Annotated in this window: 14 protein-coding genes; 5 read left to right on the top strand and 9 right to left on the bottom strand. The window is 45.9% G+C overall.

From position 1 onward, the window contains the following. Positions 1–69: 69 nt before the first annotated feature. The gene (locus ACL9RG_RS01790; protein ID WP_422790840.1) at positions 70–2,508 is read right to left on the bottom strand and encodes a DUF3772 domain-containing protein; all 2,439 of its coding nucleotides are present in this window, start codon (positions 2,506–2,508) and stop codon (positions 70–72) included. 352 nt (positions 2,509–2,860) lie between these two features. On the opposite strand from ACL9RG_RS01790, the gene ACL9RG_RS01785 reads away from it, so the two are divergent. Together ACL9RG_RS01785 and ACL9RG_RS01780 are read left to right on the top strand one after the other, a co-directional pair. Continuing rightward, on the top strand, positions 2,861–4,156 hold the full coding sequence (locus ACL9RG_RS01785; RefSeq protein WP_422791165.1) for a DUF445 domain-containing protein: 1,296 nt from the start codon (positions 2,861–2,863) through the stop codon (positions 4,154–4,156). A gap of 460 nt (positions 4,157–4,616) precedes the next feature. Next, positions 4,617–4,796 carry a hypothetical protein gene (locus ACL9RG_RS01780; RefSeq protein WP_422790839.1) on the top strand — a complete coding sequence of 60 codons (180 nt, stop codon included), beginning with the start codon at positions 4,617–4,619 and terminating at the stop codon, positions 4,794–4,796. 151 nt (positions 4,797–4,947) lie between these two features. Here the strand turns inward: ACL9RG_RS01780 and ACL9RG_RS01775 are convergent, their stop codons facing one another. The 8 genes from ACL9RG_RS01775 to ACL9RG_RS01740 all read right to left on the bottom strand — a co-directional run bounded on the left by ACL9RG_RS01775 (position 4,948) and on the right by ACL9RG_RS01740 (position 12,753). After that, positions 4,948–5,694, bottom strand: a complete 747-nt coding sequence (locus ACL9RG_RS01775) for a sulfite exporter TauE/SafE family protein (protein ID WP_422790838.1) — start codon at positions 5,692–5,694, stop codon at positions 4,948–4,950. Between the two features lie 204 nt (positions 5,695–5,898). Further along, on the bottom strand, positions 5,899–7,554 hold the full coding sequence (locus tag ACL9RG_RS01770) for a glucan biosynthesis protein D (RefSeq protein ID WP_422790837.1): 1,656 nt from the start codon (positions 7,552–7,554) through the stop codon (positions 5,899–5,901). Between the two features lie 278 nt (positions 7,555–7,832). Next, complete coding sequence (locus tag ACL9RG_RS01765) at positions 7,833–8,504, bottom strand: helix-turn-helix transcriptional regulator (protein WP_422790836.1); 672 nt, start codon at positions 8,502–8,504, stop codon at positions 7,833–7,835. A 463-nt stretch (positions 8,505–8,967) separates the two neighbouring features. Then, a complete protein-coding gene (dsrB, locus tag ACL9RG_RS01760) occupies positions 8,968–9,162 on the bottom strand; it encodes a protein DsrB (protein WP_422790835.1) in 195 nt (64 codons plus the stop codon). Between the two features lie 187 nt (positions 9,163–9,349). Continuing rightward, entirely contained in the window at positions 9,350–9,559 is a 210-nt protein-coding gene (gene cspE / locus ACL9RG_RS01755) for a transcription antiterminator/RNA stability regulator CspE (protein WP_034789491.1), read from the bottom strand. A gap of 393 nt (positions 9,560–9,952) precedes the next feature. Next, positions 9,953–10,297 (bottom strand): hypothetical protein, encoded by a 345-nt coding sequence (locus ACL9RG_RS01750; protein WP_422790834.1) that lies wholly within the window; start codon positions 10,295–10,297, stop codon positions 9,953–9,955. Positions 10,298–10,510: 213 nt separating this feature from the next. Continuing rightward, complete coding sequence (locus tag ACL9RG_RS01745) at positions 10,511–11,569, bottom strand: NAD(P)-dependent alcohol dehydrogenase (RefSeq protein WP_422790833.1); 1,059 nt, start codon at positions 11,567–11,569, stop codon at positions 10,511–10,513. A 173-nt stretch (positions 11,570–11,742) separates the two neighbouring features. After that, complete coding sequence (locus ACL9RG_RS01740) at positions 11,743–12,753, bottom strand: AI-2E family transporter (RefSeq protein WP_422790832.1); 1,011 nt, start codon at positions 12,751–12,753, stop codon at positions 11,743–11,745. Positions 12,754–12,997: 244 nt separating this feature from the next. Here ACL9RG_RS01740 and ACL9RG_RS01735 point away from each other — a divergent pair, with 244 nt between their 5' ends. The 3 genes from ACL9RG_RS01735 (at position 12,998) to ACL9RG_RS01725 (ending at position 15,567) form a co-directional block, all read left to right on the top strand. Then, positions 12,998–13,657 carry an epoxyqueuosine reductase QueH gene (locus ACL9RG_RS01735; RefSeq protein WP_422790831.1) on the top strand — a complete coding sequence of 220 codons (660 nt, stop codon included), beginning with the start codon at positions 12,998–13,000 and terminating at the stop codon, positions 13,655–13,657. Positions 13,658–13,924: 267 nt separating this feature from the next. Beyond that, positions 13,925–14,620, top strand: a complete 696-nt coding sequence (locus ACL9RG_RS01730; RefSeq protein WP_422790830.1) for a DUF969 domain-containing protein — start codon at positions 13,925–13,927, stop codon at positions 14,618–14,620. Further along, complete coding sequence (locus tag ACL9RG_RS01725; protein WP_422790829.1) at positions 14,617–15,567, top strand: DUF979 domain-containing protein; 951 nt, start codon at positions 14,617–14,619, stop codon at positions 15,565–15,567. The genes ACL9RG_RS01730 and ACL9RG_RS01725 overlap by 4 nt, the downstream gene beginning before the upstream one ends. The last annotated feature ends 20 nt before the right edge of the window (positions 15,568–15,587 follow it).

Raw genomic sequence — 15,587 nt, 5'->3', positions numbered from 1 at the left:
ATGCTCGCGTGATAACTCTTGCTGAGCACATAGAATGCCCTGATTGGCAAATCAGGGCATTCTTATTTATTACTCGTCGTCTTTACTCGGCTGTTCTACTACCATGGTTTGCTTACGTGCCAGGCTGATACCTTCGTTACGCAATCTTTTCAGAATCTCATAGAGCAGCGCACTTTTGGTCGAGCTAACCAAACGTGGGCTATTAACGTAACCGGTGACACTAAGCACAATACCGTCTGGGCTTAGCTCCTTAAAGGAAACCGAAGGCGCGGGTGTTTCCAGAATACTTTCATGCTGCTTATATGCATCCAGAAGCAAGTTACGTACCGCCTCCGGGTCGATATCCAGCGGGAAGGTTAAGGCGATAGTTGCCACACCTTGCGCATTACCCATCGTGGCATTACGCACGTTCTGCGAGATAAATTGTGAGTTTGGCACGATAACGGTTGAACGATCGCTAAGCTGAATTTCTGTCGCACGGACATTAATGCGACGAATATCCCCTTCTACCCCGCTGATAGTGACCAAATCGCCAACTTTCACCGGTCGCTCGGTCAGCAGAATCAGACCAGAGATAAAGTTCTTAACAATCTCTTGCAAGCCAAAACCGATACCGACCGATAGCGCACTCACAATCCAAGCCAGCTTGTTCCATTCAATGCCTAATGTGGAAAGTGTAAGCAAGCAAATCAGCACATAGCCTACGTTGGTAAACAGCGTGACCAACGACGCTCGCATACCACGATCCATGTTAGTTTTCGGCAGGAAGTCATTATCCAACCAGCGTCTTGCAGAGCGTAAAACGTACCAGCCAACGCACAAGAAAAGCAGTGCACTGACGGCCTGTCCAGGAATGATATTGACTTTTTCCAGGCCTTTATCGCCCCAAAACTCAATCGCTTGGTTAATAACCTGCAAAGGCGTGGTGCTACCAAAGGTACCATTGAAAATGGCGACGACGGCGACCAACACCAGCAGAGTTTTACCCACCGCAGAAAGCAACGTAGCGGCCAGCGATAGATGACGTTCGTTCAGATTCAGACCACTTTGCAACAGGCTGCCGGTGGTGGTGTTCGTTGAAAAAATGCTTTCACACAGGTCAGTCACCAGACTGACAAACATATACAGGCAAGACAACACCAAACCAATCCACAGCAACTCATAGCTGAGGAATCGTGCCAGCGGCACATAACCGATTAGCGATGCAGCCAGTATCGCAATCGCGGTGCCACTAACGGCAAGGTTCATCAAACCCGCAAGAGTAGAACGCTCTTCTGGCTGCTCTCCTTTAGCCAGCAATTTGCGGCGTACGCGGTTAACCCGCAGTGGTGCCACCAACGAACACAGCGATACCAATAAAGCGGATAGCCCATTACCAAACAAGGTAACAGTCACGCTGGTACCAAGGATTTCATTGAGATTTTCAATGATACCAAATAGCAGGATACAACCGGCCAAATTACGCGGCAGTGGGACTAATGCTTTTGCTACCGGGTCAGCTAAATTCGGCAGACGCCAGCTAGGATGCTCAGTAGAAAGTAAGGCTCGTCCCAGTCCTACAACTAATGCGGAGAACAATACCAAACCCACTAACTTGTCCGCGCTTTGTAAAACCCACTCTCCCACATCATCCGTGCGGGTAAAAATCATGGTAAAGAACTTAACGCTAAAGCCCCAGGTCAGCACGCTAATAGCGGTTGTACCAGCGGCAAAGAAACTGCGCCTTAATCTCCCTAGCGGCAGCCAGCGAGGCGTCACCCAAGCCAGTCCCAAATACAATAACCTACGGCCAAAGACACCGATAAACAGTGCCAGCACCAAGAGTCCAGCAGAACCATAGCGGAATTCAGGTTGCCATGCGCCATGCCAGGCATCTTTTAGCTCTTCGCCATATTGGCTGAAACGCTGTTGATCGCTATCTTTTGGTGCAAATAATGGAGTCCAAAAGTTAGCGCTCAAGATGCTGCCGGTATTCAGTGCAATCTGCGTTCTTAAAGCATCGCGGCGTAAACCAGAAATCTGCGTTGCAAGATTGCTGGCGCTGGTTTTAATCGTTCCCGCTTGCAGGATTTGGCTATCAAGCAAACTTTTAGCCGCGTTAAGATTCTTACGCTGCTGAATCACTTGAGGTGTTTCAGGCAAAGCCCCCGTTGCAACTTCAGGAACCGGACCAAGCACATCTAGTTTTGATTGCACCTGCGCTCTAAGCGGCTGCAAACTGGTGGCTAACTGATCGGCATCTCCCGATAATTTGTTAGCATCATCACTCAGTCCACTGAGTTTATTACCATTCTTTGTCGTAGAGACTTGTTGTTTAAGGTTATCGAGCCGCTTTTGCAACGCAGCTAACGTCCCTGGCGCATCAACAGGCGTAGCAGACGATTCAAGCTGCGAGGTATTTTGTGCCTCGGCTTGATCATCGCCAGTCTGCGCATATGATAGGCCTGAAGTCGTCATCAATGACGCTAACAGGACAAAGATGGCGGATATTTTATAACGCTTGTGCATAACGAAAAGGTTCCAAAAAAGGGGCCGTTTTATTGTTATTAAATTTACTGACTATCTCCCCAATAATTGAAGTTGCCGCAAGGCCGTACATCCCGAGGAACTTACTTGGTAAGTGATTCGGGTAAGTAACCGCAGCCAACGTAGAAGCGACTTCAAGTATGAAGGGTATATAAGCATAATATTTTATCAGGCCATAAAGAGTCAGTTTTTTCTGGAACTGTGCCAAAATAAAATTAAGTACGGCGCCGGTGTTTCCATAAGTGCCGATGTATGGTTAATACTTAGCAGATTTTATCGACAACGCGACATAAAAGATCTGACCGTTTTGCAACGCTATGGCTAAAAATTGATGATGGATAAACATACTGAACTGAGAAAAAGCAAACGCAATGCGTTGCTGCTTCTGCTCATCGCGGCCACATTGTTTGTCGTGACGCTATTTTTGCCGCAAAACTTTTGGATATCAGGCCTAAAAGCAATTAGCGAAGCGGCAATGGTCGGTGCGTTAGCTGATTGGTTCGCCGTTGTTGCTTTGTTTCGCCGTATCCCGCTGCCATTTATTGCCGGCCACACGGCGATCATTCCGCAGAATAAAAATAAAATTGCCGATAATTTGGCGCTGTTCGTGCGCGAAAAATTCCTCGACCCGGCATCAATAGTCAGATTAATCAAACAATACGATCCTGCCCAATTGATCGCCAATTGGCTCACTGGCCCAGATAACGCCAAAAAATTTGGCGGTTATATGGTCAAGATGATGCGTGGATTTATCGACATCACCGACGATCGCCGTATCCAGCAATTTATTAAAGACGCGCTACATGCGGCGATCGACAAACTCGATTTATCGCAGTCCGTGGCAGCCTTACTCGATAGCTTGACCAAAGAGGGCCGTCATCAGCAACTGCTGGATCAGGCTATGTCTAAACTGACACAGCTATTGGAACAACCTAGCACCCGAGAGTTTATCTCTGCCCAAATCGTTCATTGGATTAAACGCGAACATCCGATTAAAGCCAAAGTATTACCTACCGAGTGGTTAGGTGAACACGGGGCCGATTTAGTCTCTAACGCCGTAAATACCTTACTCGACGATATCTCGGCTGACAGAGGACATAGCTTGCGTCAAAGCTTTGACCGTAATCTGGAGAAATTTATTGCCAGGTTGAAAAACGATGCTGAAATGGCAGATCGAGCTAACAAAATCAAAGAGTATATTAAGAACGACGACACGCTAAATACTTATGTAATGGGACTCTGGCGCGATTTACGCACTTGGATGAAGCAAGATTTAGACCGTCCCGACTCGACATTGCATGCGCGCATCGCGGAATCAGGCCAGTGGCTTGGCAATGCTCTGGCGCATGACGCTAGCCTGCGTGAATCAGTTAACCTGCAACTTGAGACATTAGCGGGCAAAATGGCTCCCGACTTTGCCGCGTTCCTGACCCAACATATTAGTGACACGGTGAAAGGCTGGGATGAAAAAGAGATGTCAGATCAAATAGAGTTGAATATCGGTAAAGATCTACAGTTTATCCGTATCAATGGGACGCTAGTAGGCGCGGCGATTGGGCTGATATTGTATTTGTTATCGCAAATTCCGTATGTGATTCCAATGCTATTAGCAATAGCTAAGCAAGCTTGATAGTAAACCACGCCTAGTTCGGCCGCTTATTAGCAAACGGGAATATATCCGCATTGGCGATCGCGGCCGGCAAGGGCCTTGAGGCGAAGGCCCCTGCACCCGACGCCTACGCTTAGCTTATCGGGTCGGGTGAGACGTGCGTCCTGCCCGGCTCAACCTAAAGCAGACTTCCTTGTCTGCTTTACCCTAGCCTCATTCGTTCACTTGGCCGATAAGATGCGCTATTGAAGGTCAAGAGATTAAGGTCAACTGATAGGTGGGCTGATAGGGCGTGGGTTTATCTCTTTTCTTGCATTCATTCGGTAGATTTCAGCTATTGAATTCATCTATAAAAGCGGCTTTTACTTATCATAAAACGCCGTAGAATATCTCTCATTGGCAGCACGATGTAAGCAGTTGCACATGGCTCAACACAACGTTGACCGAATCGTAATCATTGATTTTATTGATAAGGAACAGCATGTATAACTTCCAACGCTATCAGCCAAAAGAACTTGCCCTGGCTTATATGAGCAGCAAATCTCACGATTATTCGCCGTCTGAGTTTTTGCAACAGCTGAAAAATACCGAGCGGGCTTTTGACCAAATGCTAAAAACGGGTCAAGTGCAAAATCGCGAGTTGTTGGTTAAAGAATTTTAGTATCGCAGCGCACAATATGTGAGCCTCAAGTATGTCGTACACCTGCGTATAATATGATAATAATTAGGTTGTTTCGGGTTGAATGATATTTATCGTCAACACCAGAGCTAAGGCCCAATAAGCGATTATTGGGTCTTTTTTATTTATCTTCCTACCTGAAATAATTAATGATTAACATTACTCCCGACAGAAGCACCACAATATTAATTAGCTTCAAAAATTGCTCCCGCGACATCTTCAACGTGATACGTCGGCCTAAAACAATGGCGACTAGCATTGCCGGAGCAAGTATCAAGGCCATTAGCAGCAATCCTGAATCAAAATAAACGCCTGCCAGCATAAAAATAACGACACGGGTTAACGTACTCATCCCGATCAATGTTGTTTGGGTAATACGCATGACTTCTTTTTTAGCAATTCTGCCACTCAAGTAGAGAGCATAAATGAAGCCACCGCTGCCAAACAGCGCGCTGAATATTCCCCCAATAAACCCAAAGGGTAATGCAGCGCGAGAGGTATAAGATCGCTGTGGCTTTACGCCACTGAGGGCGTAAATGGCATAGCAGGTAACGAATAGGCCCAAGGCAAGTAATAGAATTCGCGGATTAGTTTTTAATAAAACGCACGCCCCTAACAAACTCCCCAGCAACATGAAAGGTATCAACCTTTTTAACTCACTAAGGTCCGCATGCCGTCCATCGCGGCTCACATTGATAATAGCGGCGCACATATCCAGTAGCGCTAATAAGGGGACTATTTTATCAACCGGGAAATACAGTGCTAATACCGGGCTGGCGATCAGCGCCGAGCCAAAACCGGCAATGCCGAAAATAGTATAAGCAACGAATATTGTCATAATAATGACAATATAATTTGAATAAGTGAATGCCTCTTGCATGAGAGAAAAACTCCGTAATTATGCTCATCCAAGAATAGTCATTTATTCAAAAAAATAATAATTTCCTCCTTAAAAACTGACAGATAGATAATATTTTGTGAGTGCGATCACCGATAAAACAGGTATAAAAAAACTGCACCACCAAGAATCGAATACTACCGAATTGGGTGGTGCAGTTATCAAACGATTTTTATGCGCAGGATGTTAACTCATCTGGCGATCGTCAATATATTGGCGTTTGTCCGGCGCTGGCGGGAAGTATTGATACAGCCAGGTTTCGCTCAATGTTGTTTCATGTGAGCGCAAGAACATACGCAACTCTAACGGCGCAACCGAATCACTGGTTGGGAACCAGTCAAACTGGATACGGTAACCATCGAATGGCTGAACATAGAGAATTTCGATATTGTCGATTTTCCCCTCTGAGACAGTAATGACTGGCTCAATACCTTTATCTGCGAATGCCTTAAGCTCGCCGCCCACGAAATCGATAGCGAAACGGCGCGCCCATACTTTCGGATAATGCTCACCAGGTGCCCAACCTTCTGGGAACCCGCCCATGCCGGTACGCGTTGCCAACACGTTTGCCAACGGGCTTTTCTGTGGCGGCTCACTGCTCCAGTAGAGGCTATAGCTAAAATCGAGAGAATCGCCGGCTTTAACCGGTTTTTCTGGCTGCCAGAAGCACACGATATTATCTAATGTTTCACCCGTGGTCGGGATTTCCATCAAGTTAATCGAGCCTTTGCCCCACTCGCCTTTTGGTTCAACCCACAGGCTTGGACGCTTGTTATACCAACCAATCACGTCTTGATAATCATTAAAATCATGATCAAGCTGTAATAAGCCGAACCCTTTAGGATTTTTGTCAGCAAAAGCATTAAATTGCAGCTTCTGCGGATTGTTCAATGGTCGGCAAATCCACTCACCGTTACCACTCCACATCACCAAACGATCTGAATCATGGATCTGCGGGTGAATGGTGTCACAGCGCATACGCTCATTAGTGCCACAACTAAACATACTGGTCATTGGTGAAATGCCCAGTTGTTTGATGTCTTTACGCGCGTGCAGATGCTTGTCAATTTCCATTACCACTCGGGTCGGTTCACAGTGAATCGTGAATCGATAAGCACCGGTAATGCTTGGGCCATCTAATAATGCGTAAACAACAAAAGTCGTTGAATCTGCTTTTGGCGTCTCAAACCAGAAGGCGGTGAAATCAGGGAACTCTTCTGGCTGTCCAGCATAAGTATCCACCGCAACGCCACGAGCAGAAAGCCCATACTGGTAGGTATCATCTACGGCGCGAAAATAACTCGCACCGAGGAATGACACCACATCTCGCTGAGTAAGTTCGGGAGCTTTGTTGACTTTGAAACCGGCAAAACCGAGGTTGGTTTGCCCTTCAAGTTGTTTAGTGTCAACGCCTGCATCATGATAGTTAAACAGCTCAGGGCGGAAATGGATCTCACGAGCCATATTCTGCTGTGAGTCAACCGAATACATACGCACCCGGCGCTGGAAACCCATACCAACGTGGAATAATTCAACATCTAACTGGCGTCCCTGCAAGTTATGCCACAGAGAATGACCATAATCATATTGAATGGCGTTATAAGCCTGCGGCGTCAAATCAGCCAAAGTTTGAGGCAGCGGCTGCGGCGCACCACCAAATGGCTGTTTTGACAACGACGTTGCCATTTCTTGCAATACGGAGAAATCAAAATGTGTTGCGCCACCATCGGCAACATTATTTTGTGCTGCATTGGCCGATTCTGTGAACAGTGTTGCCATTGATGGCACACCGCAATACGCAGCAAACGCGAGTGAAGCCTTAATAAATGCTCTTCGTTCCATGCCGGAATAGTTTCCTTAGCTATGCTTGGAAAGAGTCGGACCGAGCCTGTGCACAGGCCGTTCCGAGTTAAAATATACCAGCATAAGGCTAACGTAAAATTCGTCAGGCGAGTACTACAAATTGCGGGCTGAACGCTAAAATATTACTTGCAAGAAAAGGCCATTCAGGCGTGTCACTGTTGCTGAGATTCCCATTAACACTGGCATTGACAGATTCGTTAAGACTGGAGGAACCATGAATATAAAAAACAATCATGGTTCTTTTTAAGATTATTCGCTTACATTGAAACGCTGTATTGTGGCTGCGGTGCGGGCGCTTCACCGCTATCGCGAAGAATTTTTTCATGTAACCCAGCTAAGTTACTCACACCGAGTTTTAGATAAATACTTTTACGGTGTGCAGAGACAGTTTTAAGTTCAATACCTAGCTGGCGTCCAATATCCACGTTGGCTAATCCCGCCATAATGCGTTTTAACACGCTGACTTCGCGGCTACTGAGTTGTGCATAGCTATCCTTTTCCCGGCCAGAGATAATTTGGGTATCAACCGTCGGTGCAAAAGCCACGCTGTTTAATGCAAACTCAACCAGAGGAATTGCACTGCGCGATGGCAACACGATGCAAGATTGCTTAGCGATAAGCTGAAAAGCATGAGAATCAGGCAACTCTTGAGTTAATGCCAGAATCCGTCCGCTTGGTAGCAACAAATTGAGCTGTAGCAACGCATTATGACGCTCGTAACAGGCCATAGAAGCAAGGTCAATAATTACCATGCTGTAGGAACCATTAGATAAGAATGCATCGCTGGATAACGCCGCGGCAAGTTGTTTCATTGATTCGACGCTGGTTATAAGCGGTGGTTCAGGCCATTTCACGCTAACATCATGAGCAATTGTTGATAATCCCAACAACGTTAGTTTATTTTTACTGTATAAAATGACCTTGACCATATTCTCTGCTTCCTCTTGGCTGCCTCTCTGACTTCATCCGTTACCCAGAGCAAATGTATCATGTCGTTCATCATGGCAAGCCAGCGATTGGCAAGCCCTTTCTCTGTGCATTGCACAGGGTATAAGAACGACTATTTTCGATGCTAATATTGAAAAATTTATGATGTAGCGTCGTGACAAGAAAATAACAAAGGCGACACATCCGCCTCTTATTTCTTCTTATCGTGATAAATTACACGATAAAATCAAAAGTAATGGCCCGAATAACCGACATTTATCAGCTCTAGAAAACCGTTTTGACACTTATCAATAAAATTTGGCGCTTGCAGGTTGGATGTAAAATGCTTATCTGGCAGCAGATTGAATAACGTCATGGAGGTGGGAGTAAAGCAGAAATACCCACGCTAAAAACCGCAATGATTCCACCGCTTCTTAGCGTTTCAGTTCAACAGAGCGATAACCTTTAATGTGACTCCAGCGGTTCAACAAAGGTGCCATCACGAGAGTCAACCTCATTAAAAAACCAGATCCCTGCCGGATAGTCTTCAAGAGACACCAGATACATCACGCCTTCGTAAAATGTTTCTATGGCCAGTATTTTACCTTCGCGGCGTGGACCACCGTCAGTTTTCACCGTTACCAAATCATTGATCTTCATTTTGCTATTCCATGGCTGATTTATAAAAGCTATCGAGTTAAACCCTAGCATAAATAACACTCTATTTATTGACTAGATACATTTCTATAAGCAGCGAATAAACCGTGTCAAAATTTAAACGTAAAAAAACCCGCCTTAGCGGGTTTTTGTCATCTTGCTATTCTACTGCAATGCAGTAAAAGCGAGATTAGATAGCGGTAACGTTAGCCGCAGACGGACCTTTAGCACCGTTCTCGATAGAGAACTGTACGTTCTGACCTTCAGCCAGGGTCTTGAAACCTTGATCTTGGATAGCAGAGAAGTGTACGAAAACATCTTTGCTGCCATCAGCAGGAGTGATGAAGCCAAAGCCTTTAGACTCGTTAAACCACTTAACCTGACCTTTCATCATAGACATAGGAATTACCTTTAAAAAATAAATTTAGCCGCCATGGGCATGTTATAGCCGGATTTCAGTCGTTACTTATGGAGGCACTAAGAAGGAAATTCGTCAGAGCAGGGTTATCATGGATAACGCTTTACATTTGAACAACTTTACTCAGGATGTCGTGCATAAATAGGTCTGTACCACAGGCCGGGATGTATTTACTCATGACTGCCATGTAATAGCAACTGTTTTTAATAGTTACTGCTGCCAATACACAGAAATACTTCATTTGAGTCAAAAGACGGTTGATATATGAACACTTACCCTGCTGTTTTCTAAAAAAAATCTGAAAAAATCGCGCTTTATTTACCCAGATAAAAAAACGCCATTCATATTTAAAAAAGAATGGCGGGTATAAGCAGACTATTCCAGCATTTCTGAAACAGCATGGCGAACATAAGCGGTAATCTGTGCCACATCCTCAGGATTAGCACTGCCACCACCGATTGAACGCACTCGATTTTCCAGATGACCAATATCCTGCTCGACTTTATGAGCAATTTGCACTTTCACTATCGTATCTACTGAGGAAATAACGGCACGCATCACCGCTTTCAGCGCAAAAATTTCACAAAAAGAATCATATGCCGGCTTCTCAGCAGGCGGCTTAACAGCACGCTGTGCGTGCGGTGGAAGGTTTTTCAGGTTATCCACATGTTCGATAATCAGATCAATATCTCTGATTAATTCATCAAAATTCTTAGCCACTGATTTTCCTTCGCTTGGCGAAAGCTGAAGAATACCACCACCATCACAAGGCGAGAAGTAACCAACCAGCGGAAATAATGAAATTTTAAAAAAAGCGCCAGGCAAAAAATTGCGTGGCGCTTAAAGATGAGCAGAGTCTGGCCAGACGGTCTTGAGAACAAGCAACCCATGAGTCAATTGGGATGTAATGAGCGCCCTAGCCAAACCAGCTGATTACGCAGATTTCAGTGAAGCCATATCAATAACGAAGCGGTATTTAACATCACTTTTGATCATACGATCGTAAGCCGTATTGATGTTTTGGATATCAATCATTTCAACATCGCAGCTAATGTCATGTTCAGCGCAGAAATCCAAACACTCTTGCGTTTCTGCAATACCACCAATCAAAGAACCGGCCAGCGTTTTGCGTTTTCCGACTAACATGCCACTGTGAAGCGCAGGATCGATAGGTTCGATCAACCCAACAAGAATATGGGTGCCATCACGTTTGAGCGTCGCCAGGTACGGATTGAGGTCATGCTGATTCGGTACGGTATCGAGGATGAAATCAAAATAATTTTGCACGTTGTCCATTTGCGTGGCATCGCTGGAAATCACCACACGATCGGCACCAAGACGCTGTGCTTCTTCCGTTTTATTGGCAGAGCGTGTGAATAATGTCACTTCGGCTCCCATGGCTTTAGCCAACTTCACCGCCATGTGCCCTAAACCACCCAAACCGACCACAGCCAGTTTATGCCCCTTACCTACTTTCCAATGCTTCAACGGTGAATAAGTGGTGATACCTGCACATAACAGTGGCGCGGCGGTTTTGATATCCAGCTTGGCGGGGATACGCAGTACAAATTTTTCAGACACCACGATCTGCTCAGAGTAGCCGCCGTAATTCATCATATTGTCATGACGGTCGCGGCTGTTATACGTCATATCTGCGCCCTCATCACAATACTGTTCCAAATGCTCAGCGCATGATGGACATTGTTGACAAGAGTCGACCATACAACCAACGCCGACGGTGTCGCCTACTTTGAATCCTTTTACTTTGGCACCGACGTGGCTAACACGGCCAATAATTTCATGCCCTGGAACCATCGGATAAATACTCTTCCCCCATTCATTACGTGCCTGATGAATGTCAGAGTGACAAACACCACAGTATTGAATGTCGATGACAACATCATTATCACGCGGATCACGGCGAACAAAAGTATGTGGGCCAAGCGGCGTTTCTGCACCTTGTGCGGCAAAACCTCGGACATTAAGCGTCATATCTTTCTCCTGATAAATGATAACGCCGCCACCAGCAATAAGCCGATGGCGGCGCTAACGATTATGCGACGAGAAAGACGAGGATTATTATAACGATCCTCGCTAGTGCTTGCCTAAAACTCCTTTTTTCAGGATCGCTAAGGCAATACTAGGCGTGAATTATGCAATCGGCCTCAAATAAGTCTGGCGACTTTAAGCTCACTTTTCAGATAAGCATAATAAATCGGCGCGGCAACAACACCAGGTAAACCAAAGGCTGATTCAAAGACCAACATCGCCAGTAATACTTCCCAAGACTTAGCATTAATACGGGTACCGACAATGCGCGCATTAAGGAAATATTCCACTTTGTGGATGAAGATCAGGTAAGCCAACACCCCTACCCCAACCCACAGCGATAACGATAGGCCAACGATAAACATTACCGTGTTGGAAATCAGGTTCCCTACCACTGGCAACAATCCACACACAAAGGTAAAGACCACCAATGTCTTAGCCAGCGGTAAATGAATACCAAATAGCGGCAAGATCACAAACAAGAAGGCCCCAGATAACACCGTATTAATTAATGAAATCTGGAACTGAGCGAACACCACATTGCGAAACGCCTGACTTAGCAGGTGGACGCGCTGCAACAATTCATTTTTCAACGGGGCGTCAGTTTCACCGATTTGTTTGGTTTGCAAAGAGATGATAGCGCCCAAAATCATACCGATAAGCATGGTAACAAAGGTATGCGCCGCGTTTTTTCCCGCGGTTTGGATCATGGCAATATGTTCGCGCAACCATTGCAGAAACTCGTGTTGCAGCTCTTCAATACTGGCCGGTAAATAGTTCAGCATCGAAGGAGAAAGTCGACTTTGCGCATCGGAAAGCAAACGGGAAACCATCGTATTGAAGGCGGCAGGGTTTTTAACATCGCGCATCAAGAAGCTGACGATCCCCATCACCGCCAAAGTTAACGCACTAACAACCAAGGTACTGATCAGTAAAACAACCAGCCAGCGGGCGCGTTCGCCACCAATAATTTTTTGAAAATAAGGCGTCAAGCCATTTACCAATTCGTACACCACAAAACCGGCAATGAAACACCCCAATAAATGCAATGGCAGGACCAACAACAGCCCGCCCATGATAATAATCAAACTGAACCAACGAATATGATGCGACTTCATTATCTGCATTACTGCATCCTTACTTTTCACCTAAAAAGGTTCTCACCAGCTAGTCTGTCACTCGTCGAACTATGCCAATACCGCTGTGCCAAGCGCACCAGCGAACAATATTTCAACGCTAATAGGTAGATAAAGCATCATAGCACCTATTTTTGCAGCCATATGACCACCTTACCGATGAAGAATATATTTTGATTCAAACCGGCGATATTTTATCATAGGCGTAAGCAATCTTTAGAAACAGGTTTTAAACATGAGCGAACTCATTCGCGAAAAACTTTCCTTGCCTACCGGGCATGACAAACTATTACTTCATTCCTGCTGTGCGCCTTGCTCAGGTGAAGTAATGGAAGCTATTCAAGCCTCCGGCATCGAATACACTATTTTCTTCTACAATCCGAACATTCATCCGCACAAAGAATATCTGCTGCGTAAAGAAGAAAATATGCGCTTTGCCGAGCAACACAACATTCCGTTTATTGATGCCGATTACGACACTGACAATTGGTTTGAACGGGCTCGCGGCATGGAAAACGCGCCAGAACGCGGCGTTCGCTGCACCATGTGTTTTGATATGCGTTTTGAGCGCACCGCGCTATATGCGTTTGAACATGGCTTTAGTGCGATCTCCAGCTCGCTGGGAATTTCACGTTGGAAAGACATGAAACAGATCAACGGCTGCGGTGACCGTGCCGCTGCGCCTTATCCTGGAATGGTATATTGGGATTACAACTGGCGTAAAAAAGGCGGCTCAGCGCGAATGATTGAAATCAGTAAGCGCGAACGTTTCTATCAACAAGAATACTGTGGCTGCGTTTATTCGCTGCGCGATACCAACCTGCATCGTAAAGCAAATGGCCGAGCACTGATCAAACTTGGCGTTAAATATTACGGCGATGAAGACGACGAATAATCCGTCCTGCTGATCCAACATCTCATCCGGCCTTCGTGCCGGATTTTTTTATGCTTCCTCTGTCGTTCTTTGCAACTATTTTCCCTTACCGCTGACTTGCCTAACCCGCCTTCCCTTGATACTTTTCGTTAGTAGCTTTTGTAATAAAGTAATACCAAAATAAAATTATCAATAAATACAAATATATAAACAGAGTGATCATCGCAAAATCACTTAATAAAACGCAAACAACATCTTTTTTTAAGAAAAACACCAGAGGAAAGTGCTATGTGGGTACTCATCGGCATACCGATCGTAGTGATCGGATTTGCTTTGCGGTTCAATCCGCTGTTAGTTGTCACCATCGCAGGTATTTCTACCGGGGTTGCTGGCGGTATGCATACCGTAGACATTATCAGCGCCTTTGGTAAAGCTTTTACCGACAACCGCTATATGGGTCTTATCTGGCTCACCTTACCGGTTATCGCCCTGCTCGAACGCAGCGGATTAAAAGAACAAGCTCGCAACCTGATCTCTCGTATTCATGCAGCCACTACCGGGCGTGTATTGATGCTTTACTTCCTGCTGCGCCAAATCACTGCGGCATTGGGATTGAACTCATTAGGTGGTCACGCGCAGATGGTACGTCCGCTGATCGCGCCAATGGCGGAAGCAGCGGCCACCAGCCGCTATGGCGATTTACCCTCAGAAGTACGACAGAAGATCCGCGCTAACGCCGCAGCAACCGACAACGTTGCCGTATTCTTTGGCGAAGATATCTTTATCGCCGTGCAGTCCATCCTGTTGATCAAAGGCTTCCTCGATCAAAGCGGCATTATTGTGCAACCCCTGGATTTATCGGTATGGGCCATTCCGACGGCGATTGCCGCGCTGATTGTGCATTTCATTCGTTTATGGCTGTTGGACCGCTCACTGGCCAAGCGTTTTGATGAGCAAATTTATACTAATCGGAGCGCCAAATGATCAACTTAAACACCGTCTATATTCTCGCCGGGTTGATGTTTGCCGGCTTTGCCATCTTTAACTTGCTAGACCGTACGAATCCACGTCGTCTAGTCAATTTTATATTTTGGATGATTTATGCCGTAACCTTCCTGATCGGCAGCGAATTACCCCACTTTGTCACCGGCTGTTTAGCCATCGCGCTGGCGGTCATCGCCGGTACCGGTAAATTGGGCAAAGGCGACAATGACAACCTGAAGCCCGCCGCGGTCGATAAACGTGAAGCTGGCGCTAAACGTTTCGGCAGCAAGTTATTTATTCCGGCATTGCTGATCCCTTTGGTGACATTAGGCGGAACCTTAACCTTAAAATATGTGCCTTTCGTTGATCACCAAAACGTTACTTTGATCTCGCTAGTTCTCGGTACCGTAGTCGCCTTTATCGTTGCGTTATTGATGCTGAAAGATTCGCCGTTACAAGCTATTCGTGCCGGCGGACAAACGATGAATACTGTTGGCTGGGCAGCTATTTTGCCACAAATGTTGGCAGCTCTCGGTGCGTTATTCGTGTTATCAGGCGTAGGCGGTGAAGTCTCTGCGCTGATCAAAAACGTCATTCCATTAGGTTCTCCGCTAGCAATCATCGTCGCCTACACCTTCGGGATGGCGCTGTTTACCATCATTATGGGTAATGGCTTTGCCGCCTTCCCTGTCATGACGGCCGCCATTGGTTTACCGTTGATCGTACATCAATTAGGAGGCAATCCGGCCATTATGGGCGCGATAGGTATGCTTTCTGGTTTCTGCGGCACCTTGATGACGCCGATGGCTGCTAACTTTAATATTGTTCCCGCTGCTCTGCTCGAATTACAAGACAAACACGGCGTGATCAAAGCTCAGTGGTTAACCGGGCTTATTCTGTTGGTTGTCAACACCGTCTTTATGTATCTGTTTGTTTTCCGCTTCTAATCGATAAGAGATAAGGAACG

It is taken from the genome of Rouxiella sp. Mn2063, from assembly GCF_049319665.1.
GTDB lineage: Bacteria > Pseudomonadota > Gammaproteobacteria > Enterobacterales > Enterobacteriaceae > JBMOUD01.
The sequence above is the reverse complement of the archived record's forward strand: the minus strand, read 5'-3'. Positions and strand labels throughout refer to the sequence as shown.

What these genes read in the sequence shown, in the direction of transcription:
- ACL9RG_RS01790 (WP_422790840.1), bottom strand. Translation starts at nt 2,508, where the DNA reads ATGCACAAGCGTTATAAAATATCCGCCATCTTTGTCCTGTTAGCGTCA.
- ACL9RG_RS01785 (WP_422791165.1), top strand. Translation starts at nt 2,861, where the DNA reads ATGGATAAACATACTGAACTGAGAAAAAGCAAACGCAATGCGTTGCTG.
- ACL9RG_RS01780 (WP_422790839.1), top strand. Translation starts at nt 4,617, where the DNA reads ATGTATAACTTCCAACGCTATCAGCCAAAAGAACTTGCCCTGGCTTAT.
- ACL9RG_RS01775 (WP_422790838.1), bottom strand. Translation starts at nt 5,694, where the DNA reads ATGCAAGAGGCATTCACTTATTCAAATTATATTGTCATTATTATGACA.
- ACL9RG_RS01770 (WP_422790837.1), bottom strand. Translation starts at nt 7,554, where the DNA reads ATGGAACGAAGAGCATTTATTAAGGCTTCACTCGCGTTTGCTGCGTAT.
- ACL9RG_RS01765 (WP_422790836.1), bottom strand. Translation starts at nt 8,504, where the DNA reads ATGGTCAAGGTCATTTTATACAGTAAAAATAAACTAACGTTGTTGGGA.
- dsrB (WP_422790835.1), bottom strand. Translation starts at nt 9,162, where the DNA reads ATGAAGATCAATGATTTGGTAACGGTGAAAACTGACGGTGGTCCACGC.
- cspE (WP_034789491.1), bottom strand. Translation starts at nt 9,559, where the DNA reads ATGTCTATGATGAAAGGTCAGGTTAAGTGGTTTAACGAGTCTAAAGGC.
- ACL9RG_RS01745 (WP_422790833.1), bottom strand. Translation starts at nt 11,569, where the DNA reads ATGACGCTTAATGTCCGAGGTTTTGCCGCACAAGGTGCAGAAACGCCG.
- ACL9RG_RS01740 (WP_422790832.1), bottom strand. Translation starts at nt 12,753, where the DNA reads ATGCAGATAATGAAGTCGCATCATATTCGTTGGTTCAGTTTGATTATT.
- ACL9RG_RS01735 (WP_422790831.1), top strand. Translation starts at nt 12,998, where the DNA reads ATGAGCGAACTCATTCGCGAAAAACTTTCCTTGCCTACCGGGCATGAC.
- ACL9RG_RS01730 (WP_422790830.1), top strand. Translation starts at nt 13,925, where the DNA reads ATGTGGGTACTCATCGGCATACCGATCGTAGTGATCGGATTTGCTTTG.
- ACL9RG_RS01725 (WP_422790829.1), top strand. Translation starts at nt 14,617, where the DNA reads ATGATCAACTTAAACACCGTCTATATTCTCGCCGGGTTGATGTTTGCC.